General features: G+C 49.7%; 21 protein-coding genes. 9 read left to right on the top strand and 12 right to left on the bottom strand.

The features are described from left to right. Positions 1-23: 23 nt before the first annotated feature. The 9 genes from HHO50_RS18915 to HHO50_RS18875 all read right to left on the bottom strand — a co-directional run bounded on the left by HHO50_RS18915 (position 24) and on the right by HHO50_RS18875 (position 8,142). Positions 24-977 carry a transketolase family protein gene (locus tag HHO50_RS18915; RefSeq protein WP_181308438.1) on the bottom strand — a complete coding sequence of 318 codons (954 nt, stop codon included), beginning with the start codon at positions 975-977 and terminating at the stop codon, positions 24-26. Between the two features lies 1 nt (position 978). Beyond that, positions 979-2,373, bottom strand: a complete 1,395-nt coding sequence (locus HHO50_RS18910) for a VWA domain-containing protein (protein ID WP_255478822.1) — start codon at positions 2,371-2,373, stop codon at positions 979-981. Positions 2,374-2,424: 51 nt separating this feature from the next. Then, the gene (locus HHO50_RS18905; protein WP_181308437.1) at positions 2,425-3,282 is read right to left on the bottom strand and encodes a transketolase; all 858 of its coding nucleotides are present in this window, start codon (positions 3,280-3,282) and stop codon (positions 2,425-2,427) included. Positions 3,283-3,451: 169 nt separating this feature from the next. Then, positions 3,452-3,898 (bottom strand): thioredoxin-dependent thiol peroxidase, encoded by a 447-nt coding sequence (gene bcp / locus HHO50_RS18900; RefSeq protein WP_181308435.1) that lies wholly within the window; start codon positions 3,896-3,898, stop codon positions 3,452-3,454. Positions 3,899-4,134: 236 nt separating this feature from the next. Then, on the bottom strand, positions 4,135-4,437 hold the full coding sequence (locus HHO50_RS21620) for a type II toxin-antitoxin system RelE/ParE family toxin (protein WP_181308433.1): 303 nt from the start codon (positions 4,435-4,437) through the stop codon (positions 4,135-4,137). Beyond that, positions 4,421-4,654: a hypothetical protein gene (locus tag HHO50_RS18890; RefSeq protein WP_181308431.1), complete on the bottom strand. Its 234-nt coding sequence runs from the start codon at positions 4,652-4,654 to the stop codon at positions 4,421-4,423. Before HHO50_RS18890 ends, HHO50_RS21620 begins: the two co-directional genes overlap by 17 nt. 491 nt (positions 4,655-5,145) lie before the next feature. Then, the gene (locus HHO50_RS18885) at positions 5,146-5,568 is read right to left on the bottom strand and encodes a lysozyme inhibitor LprI family protein (RefSeq protein ID WP_181308429.1); all 423 of its coding nucleotides are present in this window, start codon (positions 5,566-5,568) and stop codon (positions 5,146-5,148) included. Between the two features lie 50 nt (positions 5,569-5,618). Further along, complete coding sequence (locus HHO50_RS18880; RefSeq protein WP_255478821.1) at positions 5,619-7,544, bottom strand: M23 family metallopeptidase; 1,926 nt, start codon at positions 7,542-7,544, stop codon at positions 5,619-5,621. Further along, positions 7,531-8,142, bottom strand: a complete 612-nt coding sequence (locus tag HHO50_RS18875; RefSeq protein ID WP_181308427.1) for a fumarylacetoacetate hydrolase family protein — start codon at positions 8,140-8,142, stop codon at positions 7,531-7,533. The genes HHO50_RS18880 and HHO50_RS18875 overlap by 14 nt, the downstream gene beginning before the upstream one ends. A gap of 232 nt (positions 8,143-8,374) precedes the next feature. Between HHO50_RS18875 and HHO50_RS18870 the strand changes: the two genes are divergently transcribed. Continuing rightward, the gene (locus HHO50_RS18870) at positions 8,375-9,175 is read left to right on the top strand and encodes a M48 family metallopeptidase (RefSeq protein ID WP_255478820.1); all 801 of its coding nucleotides are present in this window, start codon (positions 8,375-8,377) and stop codon (positions 9,173-9,175) included. A 496-nt stretch (positions 9,176-9,671) separates the two neighbouring features. Here HHO50_RS18870 and HHO50_RS18865 read toward each other — a convergent pair whose 3' ends face one another. Beyond that, complete coding sequence (locus HHO50_RS18865) at positions 9,672-10,493, bottom strand: 3'-5' exonuclease (protein WP_181308425.1); 822 nt, start codon at positions 10,491-10,493, stop codon at positions 9,672-9,674. Between the two features lie 10 nt (positions 10,494-10,503). Further along, a complete protein-coding gene (murC, locus tag HHO50_RS18860; RefSeq protein ID WP_181308423.1) occupies positions 10,504-11,886 on the bottom strand; it encodes a UDP-N-acetylmuramate--L-alanine ligase in 1,383 nt (460 codons plus the stop codon). A gap of 452 nt (positions 11,887-12,338) precedes the next feature. On the opposite strand from murC, the gene dnaB reads away from it, so the two are divergent. The 6 genes from dnaB (at position 12,339) to HHO50_RS18830 (ending at position 19,193) form a co-directional block, all read left to right on the top strand. Beyond that, complete coding sequence (gene dnaB / locus HHO50_RS18855) at positions 12,339-13,907, top strand: replicative DNA helicase (RefSeq protein WP_255478826.1); 1,569 nt, start codon at positions 12,339-12,341, stop codon at positions 13,905-13,907. Positions 13,908-14,615: 708 nt separating this feature from the next. Then, the gene (locus HHO50_RS18850; protein ID WP_181308419.1) at positions 14,616-15,065 is read left to right on the top strand and encodes a hypothetical protein; all 450 of its coding nucleotides are present in this window, start codon (positions 14,616-14,618) and stop codon (positions 15,063-15,065) included. Positions 15,066-15,305: 240 nt separating this feature from the next. Continuing rightward, positions 15,306-17,222, top strand: coding sequence for a S41 family peptidase (locus HHO50_RS18845; RefSeq protein ID WP_181308417.1), 1,917 nt, complete (start codon positions 15,306-15,308; stop codon positions 17,220-17,222). Between the two features lie 169 nt (positions 17,223-17,391). Then, positions 17,392-17,727 (top strand): hypothetical protein, encoded by a 336-nt coding sequence (locus HHO50_RS18840; protein ID WP_181308415.1) that lies wholly within the window; start codon positions 17,392-17,394, stop codon positions 17,725-17,727. A 114-nt stretch (positions 17,728-17,841) separates the two neighbouring features. Further along, on the top strand, positions 17,842-18,369 hold the full coding sequence (locus HHO50_RS18835) for a hypothetical protein (RefSeq protein ID WP_181308400.1): 528 nt from the start codon (positions 17,842-17,844) through the stop codon (positions 18,367-18,369). 71 nt (positions 18,370-18,440) lie between these two features. After that, a complete protein-coding gene (locus HHO50_RS18830) occupies positions 18,441-19,193 on the top strand; it encodes an HNH endonuclease (RefSeq protein WP_181308398.1) in 753 nt (250 codons plus the stop codon). Between the two features lie 39 nt (positions 19,194-19,232). On the opposite strand, the gene HHO50_RS21615 is transcribed toward HHO50_RS18830, so the two are convergent. Continuing rightward, on the bottom strand, positions 19,233-19,586 hold the full coding sequence (locus HHO50_RS21615) for a hypothetical protein (protein ID WP_370457642.1): 354 nt from the start codon (positions 19,584-19,586) through the stop codon (positions 19,233-19,235). Between HHO50_RS21615 and HHO50_RS21610 the strand changes: the two genes are divergently transcribed. Both HHO50_RS21610 and HHO50_RS18820 read left to right on the top strand, forming a co-directional pair. Next, on the top strand, positions 19,527-19,694 hold the full coding sequence (locus HHO50_RS21610) for a type II toxin-antitoxin system RelE/ParE family toxin (protein ID WP_370457648.1): 168 nt from the start codon (positions 19,527-19,529) through the stop codon (positions 19,692-19,694). The two genes, HHO50_RS21615 and HHO50_RS21610, sit on opposite strands and share 60 nt — an antisense overlap. Beyond that, positions 19,675-19,980: a helix-turn-helix domain-containing protein gene (locus HHO50_RS18820; protein WP_181308388.1), complete on the top strand. Its 306-nt coding sequence runs from the start codon at positions 19,675-19,677 to the stop codon at positions 19,978-19,980. The genes HHO50_RS21610 and HHO50_RS18820 overlap by 20 nt, the downstream gene beginning before the upstream one ends. Positions 19,981-20,148 lie beyond the last annotated feature (168 nt).

The raw sequence follows: 20,148 nt of genomic DNA, 5'->3' as shown, positions 1-20,148 counted from the left end.
AACTGACAACTAAAAACTGACAACTACTTACGGGCCAGTACGCGCTGCACGGCGGCTACAATGCTTTGCTCGTTCAGGCCGTATTTCTCCATCAATTGCTCTGGGGTACCGCTTTCGCCAAACGAATCATCTACGCCTACCAGCTCCTGCGGAAGCGGCATGGTCTGGGCCAGCAGACGGGCCACAGACTCGCCCAGGCCACCGTTGAATTGGTGTTCCTCGGCGGTTACCACGCAGCGGGTTTTGCTCACCGACGCTAAGATGGCCTCTGTATCTAACGGTTTAATGGTGTGAATATTGATAATCTCGGCGTCAATGCCTTGTGCTTCCAGCAGTTTGCCCGCCAGAATCGCTTTCCAAACCAAATGGCCCGTAGCAATAATGGTGACGTCTTTGCCCTCATTCAGCATTACGGCTTTGCCGATTTCGAATTTCTGGTCAGCAGGGGTGAAGTTAGGCACTACCGGACGGCCGAAGCGCAGGTACACCGGGCCTTCATAGTCCGCAATGGCCATGGTGGCGGCTTTGGTCTGGTTATAGTCACACGGGTTAATCACCGTCATGTTAGGGAGCATTTTCATCATGCCCACGTCTTCCAGAATCTGGTGGGTGGCACCGTCCTCGCCCAACGTCAAACCGGCGTGCGAGGCACAGATCTTCACGTTCTTATGCGAATACGCCACACTCTGCCGTATCTGGTCATAGACGCGGCCGGTTGAGAAGTTAGCGAACGTACCGGTGAAGGGTATCTTGCCGCCAATGGTCATGCCCGCCGCCAGGCCAATCATGTTGGCCTCGGCAATACCTACCTGGAAAAAACGCTCCGGAAACTCCTTGATGAAGTCGCCCATTTTAAGCGAGCCTACCAGGTCGGCGCAAAGCGCGACCACGTTAGGATTGGTGCGGCCTAGCTCCAGCAGGCCAGCCCCGAAACCGGAGCGGGTATCTTTAGATTCTGAGTATGGGAAGTCCTTCATCTTAGTTGAAAAGTTTTATCGTAGTCGTTAAATTAGATTGAATACTGAAATTCTTTACATCGGTGAACTTGCTGCCTTTGGCGGTTTTCATCCTGAAAACCACCCGGTAGCGGCCCGGTTGTAAAGGTAAACTTATTTTGCTGCTGCCCTCGGGCAGGTTCCAGAGCCATTCCTGCGTTCCGTCGTTCTTTAACAGGTACAGGCTGCCGTAGCCTTTTAAATCCTGGGTGATGTTGAGTGCGCCCGGGGGCGGAAACGTAACCTCGGTGGCTTGGCCTTGCCGAATGGTTACGGTCTTTCTGAGGCGCGGCAAGGTCAACAACTCCACTTCGTAGGTGCCGGCCAGGTACTTCTGCTGGCTGGGAAAACGCTGGGTCTGCAAAAGAGTAGGGTCGCCTTTTTCCCGCACCAGCGCCGTCATGGAGCCGTAGCCCGTGGGCGCATCTTGCCGCAGGTACAGGTAGCCCTGAGGCGCTTTCACCCTGAACACGTTGTGCCGGCCGGGTTTGATGTCCAGGTTACGTAACTCAACGGCGGGCAACGTGTTTACCACCAGGTTGTAAGAGAGCAACGCGTCTACTTCCAGCGCATCGGGCTTGCCCGAGGCATCTAGGTAATGCACAAAATTGTACTCCGGCTGGCCGGTCACGTTGTTCAGGAACGTGAGGTTCACGTTGGTTTCCACGGGCCGTCCGGCATCATCCGTCAGTTCCACAGACACGGTGGTTTTCTTCAGGGCAATGCTGATCACGTTCTCCATTACCTGTTGGAACGTCTTGATGTCTGAGGCGTTGTAATACTGCCCCATGCACCCGAACTGCTGCGCATACCCGGGGTCATCGCCCAGGCCAATAATGAACGGCTTCAGGAACACCCGCTTTTTCTGCAGGGCCAAGGACGTAGCGCAGGGATCGCCGCCGCAGCTCTCCAGCCCATCGGTAATGATGATGATCACGTTCCGGGAGTTTGGATCCTGCGGGAAATCATTCGCTGATTGCTCCAGTGAATACGTGATGGGCGTGTTGCCTTTGGGCGTAATGAGCTGTAGCCGTTTTTTGATGTTTGTGGCGTTATGGGCGGCAAACGGAACCTCTAACTTGGTGTCTTTGCAGTTCTTTTGGTTGGCCGGCGTCTGGTGCCCGTACACGCGCAAGGCAATCTCCAGGTTGGCGTAGGTGTCCAGCGAATCGGCCATGCGGGCCAGCATGGTTTTCGCCACGGCCCAGCGTTGGCTGGTTTCCCACTTGGCCATCATGGAGCCAGAGGCATCCAGCAGAAACAGCAGGCGGGTCTTCTTGGGGGCCGGAGCCTGGTTTTGCGCAGCCGCAGGCAAGAGGGTCATGCCTCCTATCAGAAAGCAGAGCAGCCACAGATAAACAAAACGCATTCGCTTCATGCCGAAGAAGAAAAGGGGCAGGCGCCTAAGCGCCTGCCAGCCTGCTTTATATTAATAGTCGTTGAGGGTTTCTTTGAGTTGTACCAGCGCCTGCTCTAACTGGGCATCATTTGGTGCCACCCCGTGCCATTTGTGCGAGCCCATCATGAAGTCCACGCCATAGCCCATTTGGGTGTTCATCAAGATACAGATGGGCTGCCCCTGGCCGGTCAGAGATTTGGCCTCGTCCAGTACTGGAATCAGACTGGCGAAGTTGTTTCCGTTGTCACAGTTCAGCACTTTCCAGCCGAAGGCTTCAAACTTGGCCCGCAGGTTGCCCAGGCTCATCACGGCATCTACGGGGCCGTCAATCTGCTGGCCGTTGTAGTCTACCGTCCAGATGAAATTGTCTACTTTGTGGTGGGCGGCGTACATGGCCGCTTCCCACACCTGGCCTTCTTCTAACTCACCGTCACCGGTCAGCACGTACACCAGTTTATCGTCGCCGTTCAACTTCTTTACCTGCGCGGCCCCAATGGCTACCGAAGGGCCCTGGCCCAGGGAACCTGACGCGATGCGGATGCCCGGTAACTGTTCCTCGGTAGCGGGGTGGCCCTGCAGGCGGGAATTCAGTTTCCGGAAGGTGGCTAATTCTTTAGGGTCAAAGTACCCGGCGCGGGCCAGGGTGCTGTACCAAACCGGTGAGATGTGGCCATTTGACAGGAAAAACAGGTCTTCGCCGATGCCGTTCATGTCAAACTCAGGCTTGTGCGTCATCTGACGGAAGTAGAGCGCTACCAGAAATTCGGTGCAGCCCAGTGAGCCGCCCGGGTGCCCGGAGTTAACGGCGTGTACCATGCGCACAATATCCCGGCGAACCTGATGCGCCACGTGTAGCAATTGTTCCGTGTCGTAGTTGAATGGATTCATTTTTTATGATGGTGAAAATGGGAAGATTTGGAAATGTGAAGATTTGGAAATGGGAAGATGAGGGTTCTGTTTTAAGCCTGTTTTGCGGTTTTAGGGGTGTTTTCCTAAAGATAGGCCTAAAACGGAAAAGGGTTGTCTTTCCCCTACGGAAATAACAACCCTTACCAGGTTATTTCAGCAACTGGGCAGTGTGGTTCTTGGTGTCTACTTTGGTGATGATGTCTTCCATCTTGCCTTCCTCGTCTATCACAAAGGTGTAGCGCATGGTGCCCATGTATTTGCGGCCGTACATGCTTTTCTCCTGCCACACGCCGTATTTCTCCACAATCTCATGCTCCGTATCGGCCAGCAGCGGGAAGGGAAGGTCAAACTTCTGGATGAATTTCTGGTGCGATTTTTCATTGTCTACGCTTACTCCCAGTACCACGTACCCTTTGGCCAGCAGCGCGTCATAATTGTCGCGCAGGTTGCAGGCCTGGGCCGTACAGCCCGGTGTATCATCTTTGGGGTAGAAGTAAAGGACTACTTTCTTGCCTTTGAAATCACTCATTCTTACGGGATTCCCGTTCTGGTCTTTTACCTCAAAGTCTGGGGCTGCGTCACCTATTTGTAGCATGTTTTGTAGTTGTCAGTTATTAGTTGTTGGTTGTCAGTGTTTGGTTGTTACCTCCATTTTAGGGCTGTTTCTTGAAAAACAGGCCTAAAATGGAAATTTATTTTCAGGCTTTCCCCGGTAATCTCGCCTGCCAAGCGTACTTAGCTTGAGGCGATTGGGAGAATTGTCTGTTTGTCTGTCAGACTAACCTTATGGCTCTGGTTGAAGTTTAGCTGCGGTTAGACAACCTGGTCCTCCTAGATTTTTAGTTTGGCAGGATTCTGTCTATTGTTAAATAGCGTTAGAATTTCAACAGACTGTTTAGTTAACCTGTAATAGATGGTAATTTGAGGTGTTAGAACAGACCGTCTGACATTTTTCCTGCTATTCGTCAATGGATAAAGCAGTGGCCGTTGGGAAATAATGTTAATCCTTCTATCAAGCCTTACAAAAAACTTTGATACTTCCTGGTTTGTCCAGTTGTTGGTTAAGTATGCAATGATGTTGTCAAGATCAGATAAGGCTTTATTTGTCCAGACTATCTCATAACCACTTTTCATACCTCTTTCTTACTTCTTCGTGGGCGGTGACATTGCCATTCTGTGCATCTTCCAAACCCTGGTCAATGGCATCTTTCTCCGCTGGAGATATTTCTTCCCACCAATCTGTTGGGGCAGACTGAGTTTCCCGTAAGAATTTTATTCTTTCAATAAGAGTTTGGTCTGTTAACCCCGCCAACCATTCTATAAGCTTAAGTTTCTCCGCCTGTATATTCATGGCTAATTTGAATCAAGTTTCATTTTTTCAGTCAATAATAGAGGTTAGATAGAATAAGGTTTTAAAGTTGGAAAACTCTTAAACCTGTTTAGAGTTTTTCATTAATCGGTCATTAAAGCAATTCCTCTGGTGCAAGTGTCTGATTATGCCATCATTTTTGGCCTGTTTCTATAAAAACAGGCCAAAAACAAGAGGTTTATCTATAAACTGCCGCAAGCATCGGCTGAGACCTCGTTTCTAGGCTACTTTTATGAAAACAGGCATAAAACTCTAAACAGCTTCTCTGTAAAAGCTCTTAGGTAGTTACTCTAAAGGTTGCTCAAGGGGCATTTATTTGCTCGGCTATGCCCTAATGTCAGATTCAAATAGCCATAACTTTTCATTCTGTATAACCTTTATTCTTTCTCTATTCTTTATACTTCTTCTTTTCTTGACATGTTGCCCAACAACTGACAACGGCCTCATGCACAATGTTGGGTGTGGTGCTTCTTCTACCTATTGTCAAGCTTTTGTATTAACTCCTCCACTCTTTTCCTTACGAATTGGGCTTTCTCATCTATAGCTATCATTCTGCTGTCATTCCCAGCAAATCCGCTGCTGTTCTCTGCTGCGTATTCCTGGTCAACCTTTTTGAAAAATACATCTCTTTTCCCGAGCCACTTTATTTGCTCATCCTTCAATGCGGCTTTCCCAGTTTGGTCAAGTGGTCTACGGAGTTCGTTGTAGACCACATTTAAACAGCTGTCCATCTGGGTATAGTATAGTTGGGAGCAACCAAGCATGTTTGTTCCTTTGCCCAAACAAGCTTTATATTTCTTGTCGATAGCCGTCAGTTCTTCCAGAGTCTGTGCCTGACCTGAGAATGTAAGAAAGGCGAAAAAGGAAAATAGGAGCGGTAATTGTTTTTGTCTCATCTTGTGATTCATTTATGCATTGCACCCAACTGAGAACCAACAACCAACAACTAAATCCTAGTGGTGTACACGGCCTCATTGCCCATGGCATCTTTCACGCGTAAGACCACCTCTCCGGCCAAAGGTACAGTTTTATCTAATTTCTCTGAGGTGAGGGTAGAGGTTTTGTGCTCCCATTTGAGCAGCAGCCACTGTCCGTTGACCTCACAAGACCAGGACGCGATGCCCGACAGGTTATCCCAGATTCTGAAGCTAATTTGGTTTGCTGATTTACTGGCCAATTTGATGGTAGGCGCCACGGTATCGCTCAGGACTTTGAACTTGCCCAGGTCTCTGGCGCTAAACGTAATGGCGTCTCCGTCCCAGGTGCCACCCAGAAAACCGGCTCCTTTGCCCCAGCCCAGCGCGTACACCGCCGCTTTGGATTTATCAAGCGGTACCTTGGCGGGCCTGATGGTGACCTTGGCCGGTTGGAAAAGCGTGGTCAAGGGGTTGTTGATGCTGAAGACGTCCTGGGCGTTCCGGTCGGTCTGCAGGATGAGCGTGTCATAGAGAGAATTCTCCCGGAAGGTGATGTCCATAAATCGGTTGGAGAACAGAAACTCGGTGCCGGGGGGCACCAGGTGATTGAACGGAAACCGCACGCGCGTACCCGTGACCTCCGCGGAGTCTGGCAAGCCGCCAATCAGGTTATAGAGGTACACAGAGCCCGCGTTGGTGGTGTAAGAAGGAATGACGGCGTACTTATAATTCCCAATGTAGAGATCCAGGTTGCGGGCTTTCTGGGCAGTATCGGCCACCGTTATTTTCAGGAAGCTTTCCATGACCTCATGCCCAATTTTAGGCTTGGTTACCTTGGGCGCGCCCAGGGCTTTGTAGGCACTGCTTTCGCCTTTGATATAGAAACGCAGCTGCGAAACGTTTTTGTAAGAGTCAGACAGATCGGCTACCACTTCATATACCTGGCCTTCCTGCACCCTAAAGCGGCCACGGTTGTGGTCAATCTCATAAATGGGCAAAGTGTTGCCATCTGCGACGTACAAACGCTGGAAGGCCCGGTTCTTCAATTTTAACACCGGAAAGTTGATGTGGACAGATATCTGCCGCTGCTTGTCAAACGGAACGCCGTCAATGTTATGGCGGTAAATGGTTTCGCCGTTGATGCGCAGTTCCATGGCCTGCACGCCGTTGGTATTGGCGGCGCCATTGTACTGGTCAATGGCCTGGATTTCAAGCCCCAGTAAACCCGCCGCCGAAAGGGTATCAGCAATGGTGTACGTAGCGCCTTGTTTTACCGGCGTGAACTCGCGGCGCGTGAATTCCCCGTTTACGCGCGCGTCAATGCTTTGCGGCGTGAGGGCGAAGTTGTAGATGGTGGGCGGAACCTGGTCTACAATCTCGGCGAAGCCGTACCGAAGCGGGTTGAGCAGGTTGTCTTTGCTGTCGCGTACCTCAAAGTGCAGGTGGGGCCCGCCAGAGCCGCCGGTGTTACCGGAATAAGCGATGATGTCGCCTTTCTGAACCGGAAACTGCGCCTCATGAAAGTGCGCCTCTACATCAAACGCTTTTTTCTGGTACTGCAAGGCCAGCAGGTGGTCGGCCAAAGAAGGGGCAAAGTGGTGCAAGTGGGCGTAGGTGGTGACCAGCCCGTTGGGGTGCGTCACGTACACCAAATTACCGTAGCCGTAGCTGGAAATCTTTACCCTAGAGATATAGCCATCGCCGGCGGCGTACACGGGTAAACCAATCTTGCCTTCGGTCTTGATGTCAATGCCGCCGTGGAAGTGGTTGGGCCGTATTTCGCCCATGCTGCCCGAAAGAAAGTTCTGGGTGCCGGGTTTAATGGGAAACGTAAACGGATTAGCGGTAAAAGGAGCTTGTGGGGCGGGCTGGGCCTGTGTTGCCTGCGCCAGGGCAGCCCCGCTACTTCCCCAAAGAAAAGCTACTAGAAATAAACGTACGCTACTTAACTTCAAAATTCAAAAGGTTTTTGTCTTCTATGAACGCCTCAAGTCTGTCTCCTATTTTAACCGCCCCCACGCCCGCCGGGGTACCGGTGAAGATCAGGTCGCCTTTTTTAAGCGTGATAAACCGGGACATATACGCCAGAATTGCGCCAAAGTCATGAATCATCAGGCCAGAATTTCCCTGCTGCTTGAGTTCGCCGTTTAATTTCAGGCCGAAGTTGATGTTGTCAAATGCCGGAAACTCTTCTGCCGGTAAAAAGTCTGAGATAGGGGCCGAGCCGTTGAATCCTTTCGCCAACGTCCAGGGCAGGCCTTTGGTTTTGGCTTTGGTTTGCAAATCACGGGCGGTAAAATCTATGCCAATGCCAATGCCGTCAAAATACTTAGCCGCAAACTTGGGCTGAATGTTCTTGCCCTCTTTGCTGATGCGCAGCACCAGTTCCACCTCGTAATGGATGTCTGTGCTGTAGTCTGGGAAGTAGAAAGGCTCATTGTTGCGCAGCACGGCAGTATCTGGTTTGAAGAAAATAACGGGCTCGTCAGGCACCTCGTTTTTCAGCTCGGCAATATGTTCGGCGTAGTTACGGCCAATGGCTAATATCTTCATGGCATTTTTTTGTTTTCAAAGATAGGACATTCTCTGTGCCGCCTCAAGTCTGGCAAAAAGACAAGCCGAAAATAAAATTGGCATGGATTTGTATAGGGGATAAAATAGATTTGCGTCCGGATTTCGGTACGGCCAACACTTTGTCTTCTTTTCTCCGTATAGGTCAGCGTTCCTATGCAGAGGCCATGGCCGGGCAGGATCTGATTTTTGTATTACCCTTACTAACCTATCTATGAAAACGAGCATGTTTAGAAATGCACTCTTCTCCTTGGCAGTTCTGCTAATGGTTGGGTGTACCACAGTACCCATCACCGGACGGCGGCAAGTGTCGCTGGTGAGTGACCAGGAAGTGATCCAGATGTCTTTTCAGGCCTATAGTGACTTGATGAAACAAAGCAAGTTGTCCTCTAATGCCTCCCAAACCGCCATGGTAAAACGGGTGGGGCAGCGTATCCAACAGGCCGTAGAGAGCTTTATGAGGCAGCAAGGAGCTTCGGCCCAGCTGGAAGGCTACCAGTGGGAATTCAACCTGATAGATGACCCCAAGCAACAAAATGCTTTTGCCATGGCCGGCGGAAAAACTGCCGTGTACACCGGGCTGTTGCCCATTACCCAAAACGAAGCCGGTTTGGCCGTAGTTATGGGCCACGAAATTGCCCACGCCATTGCCAAACACTCCAATGAGCGCATCAGCCAGCAGTTACTGGCCGAGTACGGTGGTGCTACCCTGGGTTCTTTGGGCGGAGGAGCCTCTACGCAGGTAATCAACTCTGTGTATGGTATTGGCGCGCAAGGCCTGCTCTTGAAGTACGGCCGCACCCAGGAAACAGAGGCCGACCGCTTAGGTTTGATTTTTATGGCAATGGCTGGTTACAACCCAGAAACAGCTATTTCTTTCTGGGAAAGAATGGCCGCCAACAGCGGCGGACAGGCCCCCCCAGAAATCCTGAGCACCCACCCCTCAGACGCTACCCGTATCGCCAACATTCAGAAGAGCCTGCCCGAAGCAAAGAAATACTACAACGCCCGCTAAGCCATGAAAGCAAGAACCAAATGGTTTGTGTTCAGCGCCGTCTTATTGGCGCTCCTGCTCAAGTCTGACAAAGCGAGGTAGTATCAGGTAGTGTGTACCAAGTAGCACGATTACTACTGACGGGCTTCAAAACAGAATGGCCTCCTTCAATTAAAAGGAGGCCACTCTGTTTTGAAGCCGTTTTAGAGAAAAGAGGATTAAAATGGAGCAACGAATTGCAGTTTTGTAGAAACCAGGCACCGCCTTGTCTCCACGTTATCAGATCAATGTAGGGGCAATCCCTTGTGGTTGCCCTTTTCAATTCTAACGCAAATTTGTTTCTTTGACTCACAAGAACAGCACTATGGCGCGGATTTACTTCCGCGCCATAGTATGCCAAAGCAAGGTAAGTAGCCCTCCAGATAAGCTGAAGTTTAAAAAAAACGAAAGCCTCCTTCCCCGGAAAGAGGCTTTCGTTTATAGCCTGTTTTCTTAAAAGAAGCCTAAAAAGGATGCATTACAACTTCAAAGCCGTCTGCTGCAAAGCTCCACGAAGCTTGATACGGGTCAAGACTTTCTTGGTGTACAGCGGGAAGTCGCCTTTCATCATCCAATCATAGTAGCTGGGTTCTTTCTTGAGTACCTCTATCACCGACACGTTTTTGTGCTTCCCGAAATTGAATACCTCCACGCCGTGGTTGTTGAACACAATGCGGCCGGCTAAATCGGCGGTTTTCTGGAAAGTGAATTTGTGCAGCGCCTGCATGTCATTCTGTACCGGGAAAACGGCCTGGTTTTCGGCACCGGGCAGCGGCACTTGCTCGTACATTTCTACCTGTGATTTGAGAATCTCGTACGTGGCAATGGTATCAGCCTCGGCAGAGTGGGCGTTTTCCAGCGGTTTGTGGCAGTAGAACTTGTAGGCAGCAGACAGGGTGCGCTGTTCCATTTGGTGGAAAATGCGGCATACGTCCACAATAGACCGGTTCTCAATTTCAAAATCTATGTCTACGCGCAGAAACTCCTCGGCAAGTAATGGAATATCAAACTTGATGAGGTTGAATCCGCCCAGGTCACAGCCTTTCAGAAACTCATCCAGCGCGCGCGCCAGCTTTGCGAAGGTAGGGCAGTCGGCCACGTCATCGTCGTAGATCTTGTGGATCATGCTGGACTCAATGGGAATGGGAATGGTGGGGTTGACGCGCGTGGTCTTGAGGATTTCCTCGCCGTTGGGCAGCACCTTGAGCATGCTGATTTCCACGATGCGGTCGCGGCAGATGTCCACTCCTGTGGTTTCCAGGTCAAAAAAGACAATGGGTTTGCGCAGATGTAATTTCATGAACCAGGGATTAAGATGCGGTGATGGTATCTGCCAGTTTCTGTAAATCCAGGTTCCCGAAGTTGCCGGACGTCATCATGAGCAGGTTTTTGTCTTTCCAGTTGTTGCTGAGCAGATACTCCTGCAGGGCCTGGTTGTCGGTGTACACTTCTATTCCTTCATCGCCGAAGGCCGCCTTCAAGTCCTGCGGGTCAAGGGCAGGCATGCGTTTGTGCTCCAGGGTTTTGGGGTTGAAGTACACAATCTTGACATCGGGCGACAGGAACGTGCCGTTGTATTGCGGCAGAAAGTCTTTGTTGAGGCTACTGAAGGTGTGCAGTTCCAGGCAGGCAATGAGTTGCCGGTTTGGGTATTGTTTTTTCAATGCCTCAGAGGTGGCTTTCAGTTTAGACGGGGCGTGCGCGAAATCTTTGTAGACCAGCGTGTGCTCGTTCTCCCCGATTTTCTCCAGACGGCGGGCGGCTCCTTTGAAGGTAGCCAGCGCCTCATAGAACGCCTGTCCTTTGATGCCTATCTGCTTGCAGACTTCCTTGGCTGCGCTGATGTTGCGCAGGTTGTGCTCGCCAAAAAGCTGGATTTCTACATCGTCCTTCTTGGTTTTGAGCACGGTTTTGCCGCTCTTCTTTATTTTGTGTTCGTGAATGGTGTAGCCGATGTAGTTCACATCTGAGTTGTTGGGCACGCACACTTCCAAAACCTGCTCATCGTCCTGATTATAGATCATGGTGCCGGCCTTGGGCGTCATGTCCACGAAAATGCGGAACTGCTCGCGGTAGTTTTCCTCGGTGGGGAACACGTTGATGTGGTCCCAGCTAATGCCGCTGATCACGCCAATGTGGTGGTGGTATTTATGGATCTTGGGAACGCGTTGAATAGGCGAGGACAGGTACTCATCACCTTCAATGATAATGATGGGCGCATCATCCGTGAGTTTCACCATCAGGTCAAAACCTTCCAGTTGGGCACCCACGGCGAAGTCAAACTGGCGGTTGTGGAATTTGAGCACGTGCAGGATGATGGAGGTGATGGAGGTTTTGCCGTGGCTGCCCGCAATCACAATGCGCTGCTTGTTTTTAGACTGCTCGTAGATGAACTCCGGGAAAGAGAAAATAGGAATATTGTGTTCCTGGGCGTAGAGCAGCTCGGGGTTGTCTGGGCGGGCGTGCATGCCCACTATCACGGCATCGGGGCGGGAATGAAGCTTTTCGAGGAACCAGCCTTCGGCTACGGGCAGCAACCCTTCGGCGGCCAATCGGCCTTTGGCCGGTTCAAAAATCTCATCGTCTGAGCCTGTCACTTTCAGGCCTTTCCGGTGCAATGCCAGGGCAAGGTTATGCATAATGCTACCCCCAATGGCAATCATGTGAATGTGTTGATACGCCTCTGTACTCATGTAGTCTCAATCAAAGAGAGCAAATGTAGTGATTTTAGAACACGCCCTTCTACGAGAGCCGCAACGGATTTGTGGATATCTCCCAAGAAATTTGTGGATTACTTTGAAATTCTACCTTCCTCAACCAACCAAAGAAGCTGAAATTGGGGTGCGTTCTAGTCTGTTTTAGGGCTGTTTTTTAGAAATTAGGCTGTAAACGACTGGTGCCTGGGGGCTTTTTGAAGGGAATTTTTCTTCCAGTACAGCCTTAAATAGATAAGGCCTAATGCTTGCTAGTAGTATATTGGGGTAAGCCGGGGTGAAATTTAAAATCCTTTTAAAACCGCTGTCTCCTTTGACTCAAAGATAATCAGCCAGATACGTTTTAGGGACAGTCGCCTATTTACAAAGTGTGGATATGTTTGTGGATTACCTGAGGCGGGAACATTCTTACATTTGCTTTTATGGAGGAGATGAAATTAAAAGCGACGAGAGGGAAGGCTGCCTGGAACCCCAAGCAGACCGTATCTCCAGGAATGGGAAAGCTTCCGCCGCAGGCGTTGGAGCTGGAAGAGGCGGTGTTGGGTGCGCTCATGTTGGAGAAAGACGCCCTCACGGCCGTCATTGACTTATTAAAACCCCAAAGTTTCTACAAAGACGCGCACCAGCGTATTTTCAAGGCGATTCTGGCTTTGTTTGACAAATCTGAGCCGATTGATATCCTGACCGTAACCCAGGAACTGCGCGAGCAGGGCGAACTGGAGTTTGTGGGCGGGGCCTTTTACGTGACGCAGCTCACCACCCGCATCAACTCAGCGGCCAACATTGAGTTTCACGCCCGTATCATCACCGAGGCCGCCATCAAGCGCGACCTCATCAGTATTTCCTCTGAGGTGCTGGGCCGGGCCTACGAAGACACCACCGACGTATTTGATTTGCTGGACTCCACCGAAGCCAAGTTGTTTGAGGTGAGTGAATCCAACATCCGGAAGAACTTTGATGACATGCAGTCTTTGATGCACAAAGCCCTCAAGGAACTGGAAGCCAAAAAGAGCCAGAAAGAGGGCTTGACCGGGGTGCCGAGTGGCTTTACCGCCCTTGACCGCGTGACCTCGGGCTGGCAGCCTTCTGACCTGGTGATTCTGGCCGCGCGGCCCGCGATGGGAAAGACGGCGTTCGTGGTGTCTGCCATGCGCAACGCCGCGGTGGACTTCAACAAAGGCGTGGCAATTTTCTCGCTGGAGATGTCCTCCATTCAGTTGGTGAATCGTCTTATCTCGGCCGAGGCCGAGTTGGAAGGCGAGAAGATCAAGAAAGGAAACCTGGCCGATTACGAGTGGGCGCAGCTGAACCATAAAATCTCCCGCCTGAGCCAGGCCCCCATTTTCATTGACGACACGCCGGGCCTTTCCATCCGGGAACTCCGGACCAAGTGCCGCCGCCTCAAAGCGCAGCATGACATCCAGATGGTCATCATTGACTACCTGCAGCTCATGAGCGGCAACACTGAGGGCAAGGGCGGCGGAAACCGCGAGCAGGAAATCGCGTCCATCTCAAGGGCGCTCAAGCAACTGGCCAAGGAGTTGAGCGTGCCGGTCATCGCGCTTTCGCAGCTGAGCCGGGCCGTGGAAACCCGCGGCGGCGACAAAAAACCGATGCTCTCTGACTTACGTGAATCTGGTTCCATTGAGCAGGATGCCGACATGGTGATCTTCCTGTATCGTCCGGAATACTACGGCATCACCGAGGACGAGATGGGCAACCCGACGCTGGGAGTGGGTGAGGTGATCATCGCCAAACACCGGAACGGGGAAGTGGGCAGCGTTTCATTGAAGTTTATTGGCAAGTACACCAAATTCGGGAACCTGGAAGACGGTTTCGGGGGCGGGGCCGGTTTTGACGGCGGAGGCGGAGGATTCCCTACCTCTGACTTTGACGGGCCATCCGCCGCAGGCGGGCCAAACACCATTAGGTTGGGCAGCAAAATGAACGGCGGCGGCGGAATGCCTGCTTCCTCGTTTGATGACGCTCCTCCGTTTTAAGAACCGCAGAGCGGGACATACACGCAAAAGGCCGCTTCTGGAAAGAAGCGGCCTTTTGCGTTTCTAAGCTGTTTTTCTAAAAACGAGGAGAAAGCACGGGGAATGCGCTAAGCATAACCTTTGCTGCGTTTGCTGCCTTGCTGTTCGGGAGTTCCCTTGCTGTTCGGGAGTTCTACTCCCGAACCTGCCTGCTGCGGAGTTCCACTCCGCCGGGAACCACGGGCAAAGAAGGGGAGTGGCACTCTGGAAGAGCGGTCTGCTTCTAGGGTACTTTCAGGACATAAATTGAGCGCTCCCAGGAACTCAGCTAGTAGGGAAACTTTTACGCACGTTGCTGTTCGGGATTTCCAATCCCGAGCCACTCAGTTGGGGATTTATCAATCCCCTTCGCGCCAGTTGGGTCGTTACGGGGAGTGGAACTCTGAAAGAGCGGTTTGATTTTCTGGAATCTTCAGAAACTAAAGGGCTACTGATTTCCCCCTCTGGGAGGAGAAGAGGCAGGTGCTACCTATCCCCAACGTTCCTTTGTAGCGCGTGCACCCTTCAGTAGTGGTGTTGGGGCAGTTTACAGGAAATCGGCTTAAAAATGTAATTTGTCCTAAGCGTTTCAAGGGAATTCACCGTATAGATTTCGGGCTGGGAAAAAGGGGATTTCCGTTTCTGCGCCAGTTGTGGTAAGTTCGTGGAAGTGTTGGCTTAGTTTACTCAATGAATACGTTTCAATTAAAAAGAGGCACCCTCCGGATGGAAGGAGACCGTATCTTCATCAGCGGTAACCAGGCCGGGTATGTGAAAGTGCTGCACCTGATTGCCGCAGTCTTCTGGGTGGTCTTTTTCTCCATGCAGGCCCAAAAGCATTATAAAACCTATCTGATCACCCAGCAGTTGAACCAATTGCTTTTCACGGTGCTCACGGCGGGCATTGTCCTGTTCTGGCTCTACGTGGGGTATACCCGCGGCATCATGGACGCGGGCAAAGATGAGATTCATGTAAAGCAGATTGTGAAGGCCCAGAAAAAACACGACACCTCTGAAAAGGCCTCCATGGTTACCCTTTTCCTGGAGGGGAACAGGCGGAAAACCCTGGAGTTCATCCATCTGGACGATCTGCATTTTGCTGATTCTCTGGCCGGAAAGGGAGTGCCCATTGTGGAATAGCAAAATAAGCCTCTGCCCGTAGCCGTTTAGGGAATGATAGCCCGTTTCTGCCCTTATTTCTGAAAAACAGGCCCAAAACGACATTTCTGGGTTTTATAGAGAGGCCGCGTCTGAACCGCTTTTGCCTATCTTTTGGGTTGCCACAGAGAGAGTTGCTTTGGCGTTAGGGCCGGGAAGGAGGAAAAGTGAATTCGCCTTTTGTTTCCTGTGGATGGCGCGCGCTGGAGAAGTTTACAAATTATGAGGAAAAACGACACACCATCATTCATCTCTTCCCCCGCCTCCGGTTTTCAGTCAAAAGGACGGGTGTTGCTTCTGCTGGCAGGCTTGTGTTGGATGAGCCTGGGAAGCGTACGGGCGCAAGGCGACTTTGAGACCGAAAAGCAGTTATACTTCTTCCGCCTCTGGGGGCATCTGAAATACCATCACCCCGCCTCGGCCATGGGGCTACTGAATGCCGATTCGCTGTTCCTGCACCACCTGGGCAAGGTAGACTCGGCCAAAAACCAGCGGCAGGCAAACGCCGTGTTCAGGCAGCTGTTGAAAGACGTGGGCGTGCCGGCCAGTAACAAGGTAGAACCGCAGAAGGACAAGCCCGAAGGGACTTTTCTGCTCAAAAACCTGGACGATGGCTGGCGCACCAAATCAAAGTTCCTGACCTCGCAGAACCGCAAAACCCTGAACCAGATCTTTGAGCGCCGGTTCACGGATGAAAAGCATTATTATACCTACATCCGCAACAATCCTTTTGGCGGCACCATGCCCCATGAGCCTGAATATGAGGTAGACCCCAAGGAGAACCTGCCGTACCCGCTCCGTATGCTGGCGCTGGCCAAGTTCAAGGCCTTTGTAGACTACCTGTACCCCTACAAGCACCTCATGGACGAGAACTGGGACGCGGTCATAAGCCAGTACATTCCGCAGTTCGCGCAGTGCGCCACCCGCCCGGAATATGAACGGTTGCTGCTGAGCGTGAACGCCCACCTGGATGACACCCAGGCGTATTCGTTTTTCCGGCAACTGCACCACCGCGAGCAACTGTTCAAGAACCGCTTTTACCCGCCGTTTGATTACCAATTGGTCGAAAAGAAGATGGTGGTCACCGCCCTTATTGACGAGGCCCTGTGCAAGCGCTCCAACATCCGCCGCGGCGATATGATAGAGGCGCTGGACAGTGTTACCGTGGGCGAGTGGGTGGGAGCCCTGAATGCCCTGCTGTCTGTTTCAAATGAGAACGGCCTCTGGAGCCGGGTAGGGGAGTGGGGCGATAACCTGCTGTTCCGGTCAGAAGATGGGGGCATGCGGGTGCAGCTCACGCGGGGCAAAGAGCAACTGACCACCACGCTCCGGCTCATGGATCCTACCCAGGCCGCCAAAGCCAAGCTCATTGATGCCTATTTCAAGAAAAAGCTGGCCGTGCCCGCCAGGAAAAACAAAGGCTTGGAATACGCCGCCAAAGGCATTGTGCATTTTAAGGTAGACGATACCTTCCGGATGATCAAAGACCAATCCTCAGAGGAAGATTACCGCCTCATGGACTCTCTCTTCAACCGCGCCACAAAGGCCAGAGGCATTATCTTTGACATGCGCGGCGAGCCCGACCACAGCGATTTCGTGTTTCATTACGTGTACAAGAAGTTTGGGAAGCAGAACCACTACTTTGCCCGCTATTTCCAGCTGAACCCTTACCAGGTAGGTTCTTACCGCCTGCTCACCCAACCCGAAGTCTATTTCCCCACTGAGTTCACGCCTGATGGAGCCAGTTATCCGGGCAAAGTGGTCATTCTGGTGAACGGCAAAACCCAGACCATTGGCGAGTGGCATACCATGAGCCTGCAGCACCTTTTCCCCGGCAGTATGACGCTGGGCGAGCAAACCGCCGGTGCCGACGGTGATGTGAAACGGATTGTCTTACCGGGCAAGTACGTGGTGGCCCTCTCGGGCAACGGCATCTATTACCCCAACAATGCCGTGACCCAACGCCTGGGCGTACGTCTGGATCAGGAAGTGCACCCCACCCTCAAGGGCATCCTCTCCAAACGCGACGAACTCCTGGACAAAGCCCTTGAACTCATTGGCGTGGAAGAGGAGAAGGTTGAACCCAAAAAAGTAGTGCCCAAGAAGAAAGTAACTAAGAAGGCACAAGCCAAAAGGTAAGGTTTACTTGTGTTTATAGAGGAGGTGGCTCTCTGAATTTAAACGTATCTTTCTATTACATATTTCTTATATTAGGTGTAGCGTCTACGGTTAGCTGTATTGCTGATAAGCGTATGTTGACGTATATACGGTAGTTGGGCGTAATAAAAACTATAAATTTTATAGGGCAATGTCTAAAAGTGAAGAATATGGTATCGAGTTCTTTAAAAAAGATGCTCCCTTTGGCGGAACATTCTATGTTGCCGAAACTGCGAATCTTTATGACAGAGAGCTAACATTCCATATAAGCAATTGTGACAAACGGATTACGGAGATACAGATAGAGGATTTACAAAAAGCACTTGAGGGGGAACCGATTCAGGAAGATTGGGGTGAAGTATTAGGTTCTACTTTGGATATTTTCCCAAAAGAAGGCACTGTTCAAATTGGATATATGAACCGACGCATACCAATAACTGACTTTAAGAAACTTTTAGAAGAGTGGTTGGCTTTCATTCAATCTTAGTACAAAAAAGAATAAAAAAAAGAAAAATTACTCCGCCCAACATTGTGTAAACGTCATCTCCAGCCGACGGCTGTCGGCGTCGTTTACACGAGACCGTTAGCACCAATTTTAAAAATGAATTTTGAAACTATATATAGCCGAAAAAACCAGCTATTCCCTGAACAGCTTGACATAAGAGATGGAAGCTTTGTCCAAGATTCGACTGGATTCCTCTCACAAAACCTTGTAGATATCTGGAACGCAGCCGAGGAAAAATCTGAAAGTAGCGCGGAGGGTTATTTTATTTGGGCCATGTATTGTTTGCTACACCGACAAGCCAAAAAAGCCTTTAGAAAAGGAGATTTCACGTTAAAAATCAGCGACCTCACAAAGGAAGATATAAGAAAAGAGTACGAAAAAGTACTAAAGAAGGCAGAGCCAAAAAGAAGAATCAAGTCTTGTTGCAGAATGATGGCGTCACAGTTTAACAAAAAATGTGAAATCCATGATTCAATATACGATTGCCCAGATGTAATTCTTGATAGAAATGAACAAGGAAGCCAATTTAGAATATTGATACATGACGGTGGCACTTCAGGAATATCAATTAAATTCTGTCCATGGTGCGGTAAAAAAACAAAAACAGGTGCTAACAATGTGTAAACGGCATCTTCGGCCGACGGCCTTCGCCGCCGTTTACACGAGACCGTTAGTGGTAAGTGAAAATATAAAATATGGCTACAGAACTAACTGTCCTTCAATGGGCAGAAATTTTACAGAATTCTGAATTAACAAAAGAGATTGATTTAAAAATCCTACAGACACTTTACGGATTTCCGAATCATAAAGCTTTCGCAAGTGAGATTGGAAAAATTTTAGGCTATAAAAAAAGTCCTCAAAGTCCACTAAATTCAGAAGTTGGATTCTTTGCAAAAAGAATTGCTAAGGTTTATGATATTGGATTCACAGCTAGAAGCCAGCAACAGTTTAAATATTGGGACTTATTCTTTCTTGGAGAACCATCTGGCACAAAATTCTACTGGATTTTAAAGCCAAATCTTAGAGAAGCATTAGAGAATACTGCACTTACTGGCGATGAGCAGTTCCCAGAAGAACTTCCAACTAACACAGCGAATAGATTCTTTGAAGGGCTTAAAAGGAGTATTACTGTAAACGCCTACGAAAGAAATACAAAAGCCAAAGAACAATGTAAAAGCCATTGGGGACATAAATGTGCGGTTTGTACCTTCGACTTCGGGAATACTTATGGGGAAATTGGTTATAGATTTATACATATTCACCATTTGACACCAATTTCTCAAGTCGGGGAAAGGTATGAAATAGACCCTATTGAGGATTTGAGACCTGTTTGCCCAAATTGCCACTCAATGCTCCACCGTAAAGAGCCGCCTTACACGATTGAAGAACTTAGGTCTATAATTGAAGAGCAAGTAAAAGATAAAACACCTACCACTAACACTGTATAAAAATCATGCTTCGGCCGACGGCCGCGCACGTTTTTTATACTAGTCCGTTATATGCAATTTTAAATATAAAAAATTTGGATAGTACCTGTGTCCGTTTAAGCTTCCTTTAAAGCAGTTTTCCTTTAGTGCAACTTTTTCTATCTTTGCTTCGTGAATACTAAAAAGAAGCACCGAACCATCATTTTCTTTAAGGACTATTTTGAAGAGTTCTTTATAAAACAGCGGGATAAGGTGAAGGATAAAATCATCTGGACTTTTGACTTGATAGAGAATCTTCCAAGAGTTCCCGATACTTATCTTAAGCACATTTAAAACACGGAAGGGCTCTTTGAGATTCGTGTTCAGCAGGGAAGCGACATCTACCGAATTTTTTGCTTCTTCGACAAAGGCCAATTAGTTGTTTTGGCAAACGGCTTCCAAAAGAAAACACAAAAAACACCTAAACAGGAAATTGAGAAGGCTATAAAAATCAAAGGAGAATATGAAAGCAGAAGAAAATAACATCATGACACTTGACCAGTTCAAGGAAAAGCATTACGGGAAAGTAGGCACGAAGAAACGTGATGAATTGGAAGAAGGATACGAAAACTTTAGAATAGGAGCTTTGATTCATGAAGCCCGTCTTGAAAAAGGCTTGACTCAAGCAGAACTTGCTGCAAAAGTAGGAACCACTAAATCCTATATCTCAAAAATTGAGAATGACCTTAAAGAGGTACGGATATCAACACTTAAAAGAATTATAGAACTTGGCTTGGGGGGGCACTTAGAACTTTCAATCAAACTATGACCTACTGAAATATGAAAAGAAAAACAGCAGCCAACGGATAGTATATACAAAACCTTTGCTCCGCTGTGGGCTTTGCATACACTATCCGAAATCTATGAGTAAAACAAGTGCTTTGCTCTAAATATTGTTCAATCTCACCTCATACGGTGTCCCTCTTTTGATAACGGC

Origin of the sequence: Rufibacter sp. XAAS-G3-1, assembly GCF_013623775.1 — a bacterium.
Taxonomy (GTDB): domain Bacteria; phylum Bacteroidota; class Bacteroidia; order Cytophagales; family Hymenobacteraceae; genus Nibribacter.
This window is presented reverse-complemented; position numbering and strand designations above follow the sequence as displayed.

Bases quoted from the DNA above. Each gene is read 5' to 3' on its own strand.
- HHO50_RS18915 (WP_181308438.1), bottom strand. From the start codon at position 977: ATGAAGGACTTCCCATACTCAGAATCTAAAGATACCCGCTCCGGTTTC.
- HHO50_RS18910 (WP_255478822.1), bottom strand. From the start codon at position 2,373: ATGAAGCGAATGCGTTTTGTTTATCTGTGGCTGCTCTGCTTTCTGATA.
- HHO50_RS18905 (WP_181308437.1), bottom strand. From the start codon at position 3,282: ATGAATCCATTCAACTACGACACGGAACAATTGCTACACGTGGCGCAT.
- bcp (WP_181308435.1), bottom strand. From the start codon at position 3,898: ATGCTACAAATAGGTGACGCAGCCCCAGACTTTGAGGTAAAAGACCAG.
- HHO50_RS21620 (WP_181308433.1), bottom strand. From the start codon at position 4,437: ATGAAAAGTGGTTATGAGATAGTCTGGACAAATAAAGCCTTATCTGAT.
- HHO50_RS18890 (WP_181308431.1), bottom strand. From the start codon at position 4,654: ATGAATATACAGGCGGAGAAACTTAAGCTTATAGAATGGTTGGCGGGG.
- HHO50_RS18885 (WP_181308429.1), bottom strand. From the start codon at position 5,568: ATGAGACAAAAACAATTACCGCTCCTATTTTCCTTTTTCGCCTTTCTT.
- HHO50_RS18875 (WP_181308427.1), bottom strand. From the start codon at position 8,142: ATGAAGATATTAGCCATTGGCCGTAACTACGCCGAACATATTGCCGAG.
- HHO50_RS18870 (WP_255478820.1), top strand. From the start codon at position 8,375: ATGAAAACGAGCATGTTTAGAAATGCACTCTTCTCCTTGGCAGTTCTG.
- HHO50_RS18865 (WP_181308425.1), bottom strand. From the start codon at position 10,493: ATGAAATTACATCTGCGCAAACCCATTGTCTTTTTTGACCTGGAAACC.
- murC (WP_181308423.1), bottom strand. From the start codon at position 11,886: ATGAGTACAGAGGCGTATCAACACATTCACATGATTGCCATTGGGGGT.
- dnaB (WP_255478826.1), top strand. From the start codon at position 12,339: ATGAAATTAAAAGCGACGAGAGGGAAGGCTGCCTGGAACCCCAAGCAG.
- HHO50_RS18850 (WP_181308419.1), top strand. From the start codon at position 14,616: ATGAATACGTTTCAATTAAAAAGAGGCACCCTCCGGATGGAAGGAGAC.
- HHO50_RS18845 (WP_181308417.1), top strand. From the start codon at position 15,306: ATGAGGAAAAACGACACACCATCATTCATCTCTTCCCCCGCCTCCGGT.
- HHO50_RS18840 (WP_181308415.1), top strand. From the start codon at position 17,392: ATGTCTAAAAGTGAAGAATATGGTATCGAGTTCTTTAAAAAAGATGCT.
- HHO50_RS18835 (WP_181308400.1), top strand. From the start codon at position 17,842: ATGAATTTTGAAACTATATATAGCCGAAAAAACCAGCTATTCCCTGAA.
- HHO50_RS18830 (WP_181308398.1), top strand. From the start codon at position 18,441: ATGGCTACAGAACTAACTGTCCTTCAATGGGCAGAAATTTTACAGAAT.
- HHO50_RS18820 (WP_181308388.1), top strand. From the start codon at position 19,675: ATGAAAGCAGAAGAAAATAACATCATGACACTTGACCAGTTCAAGGAA.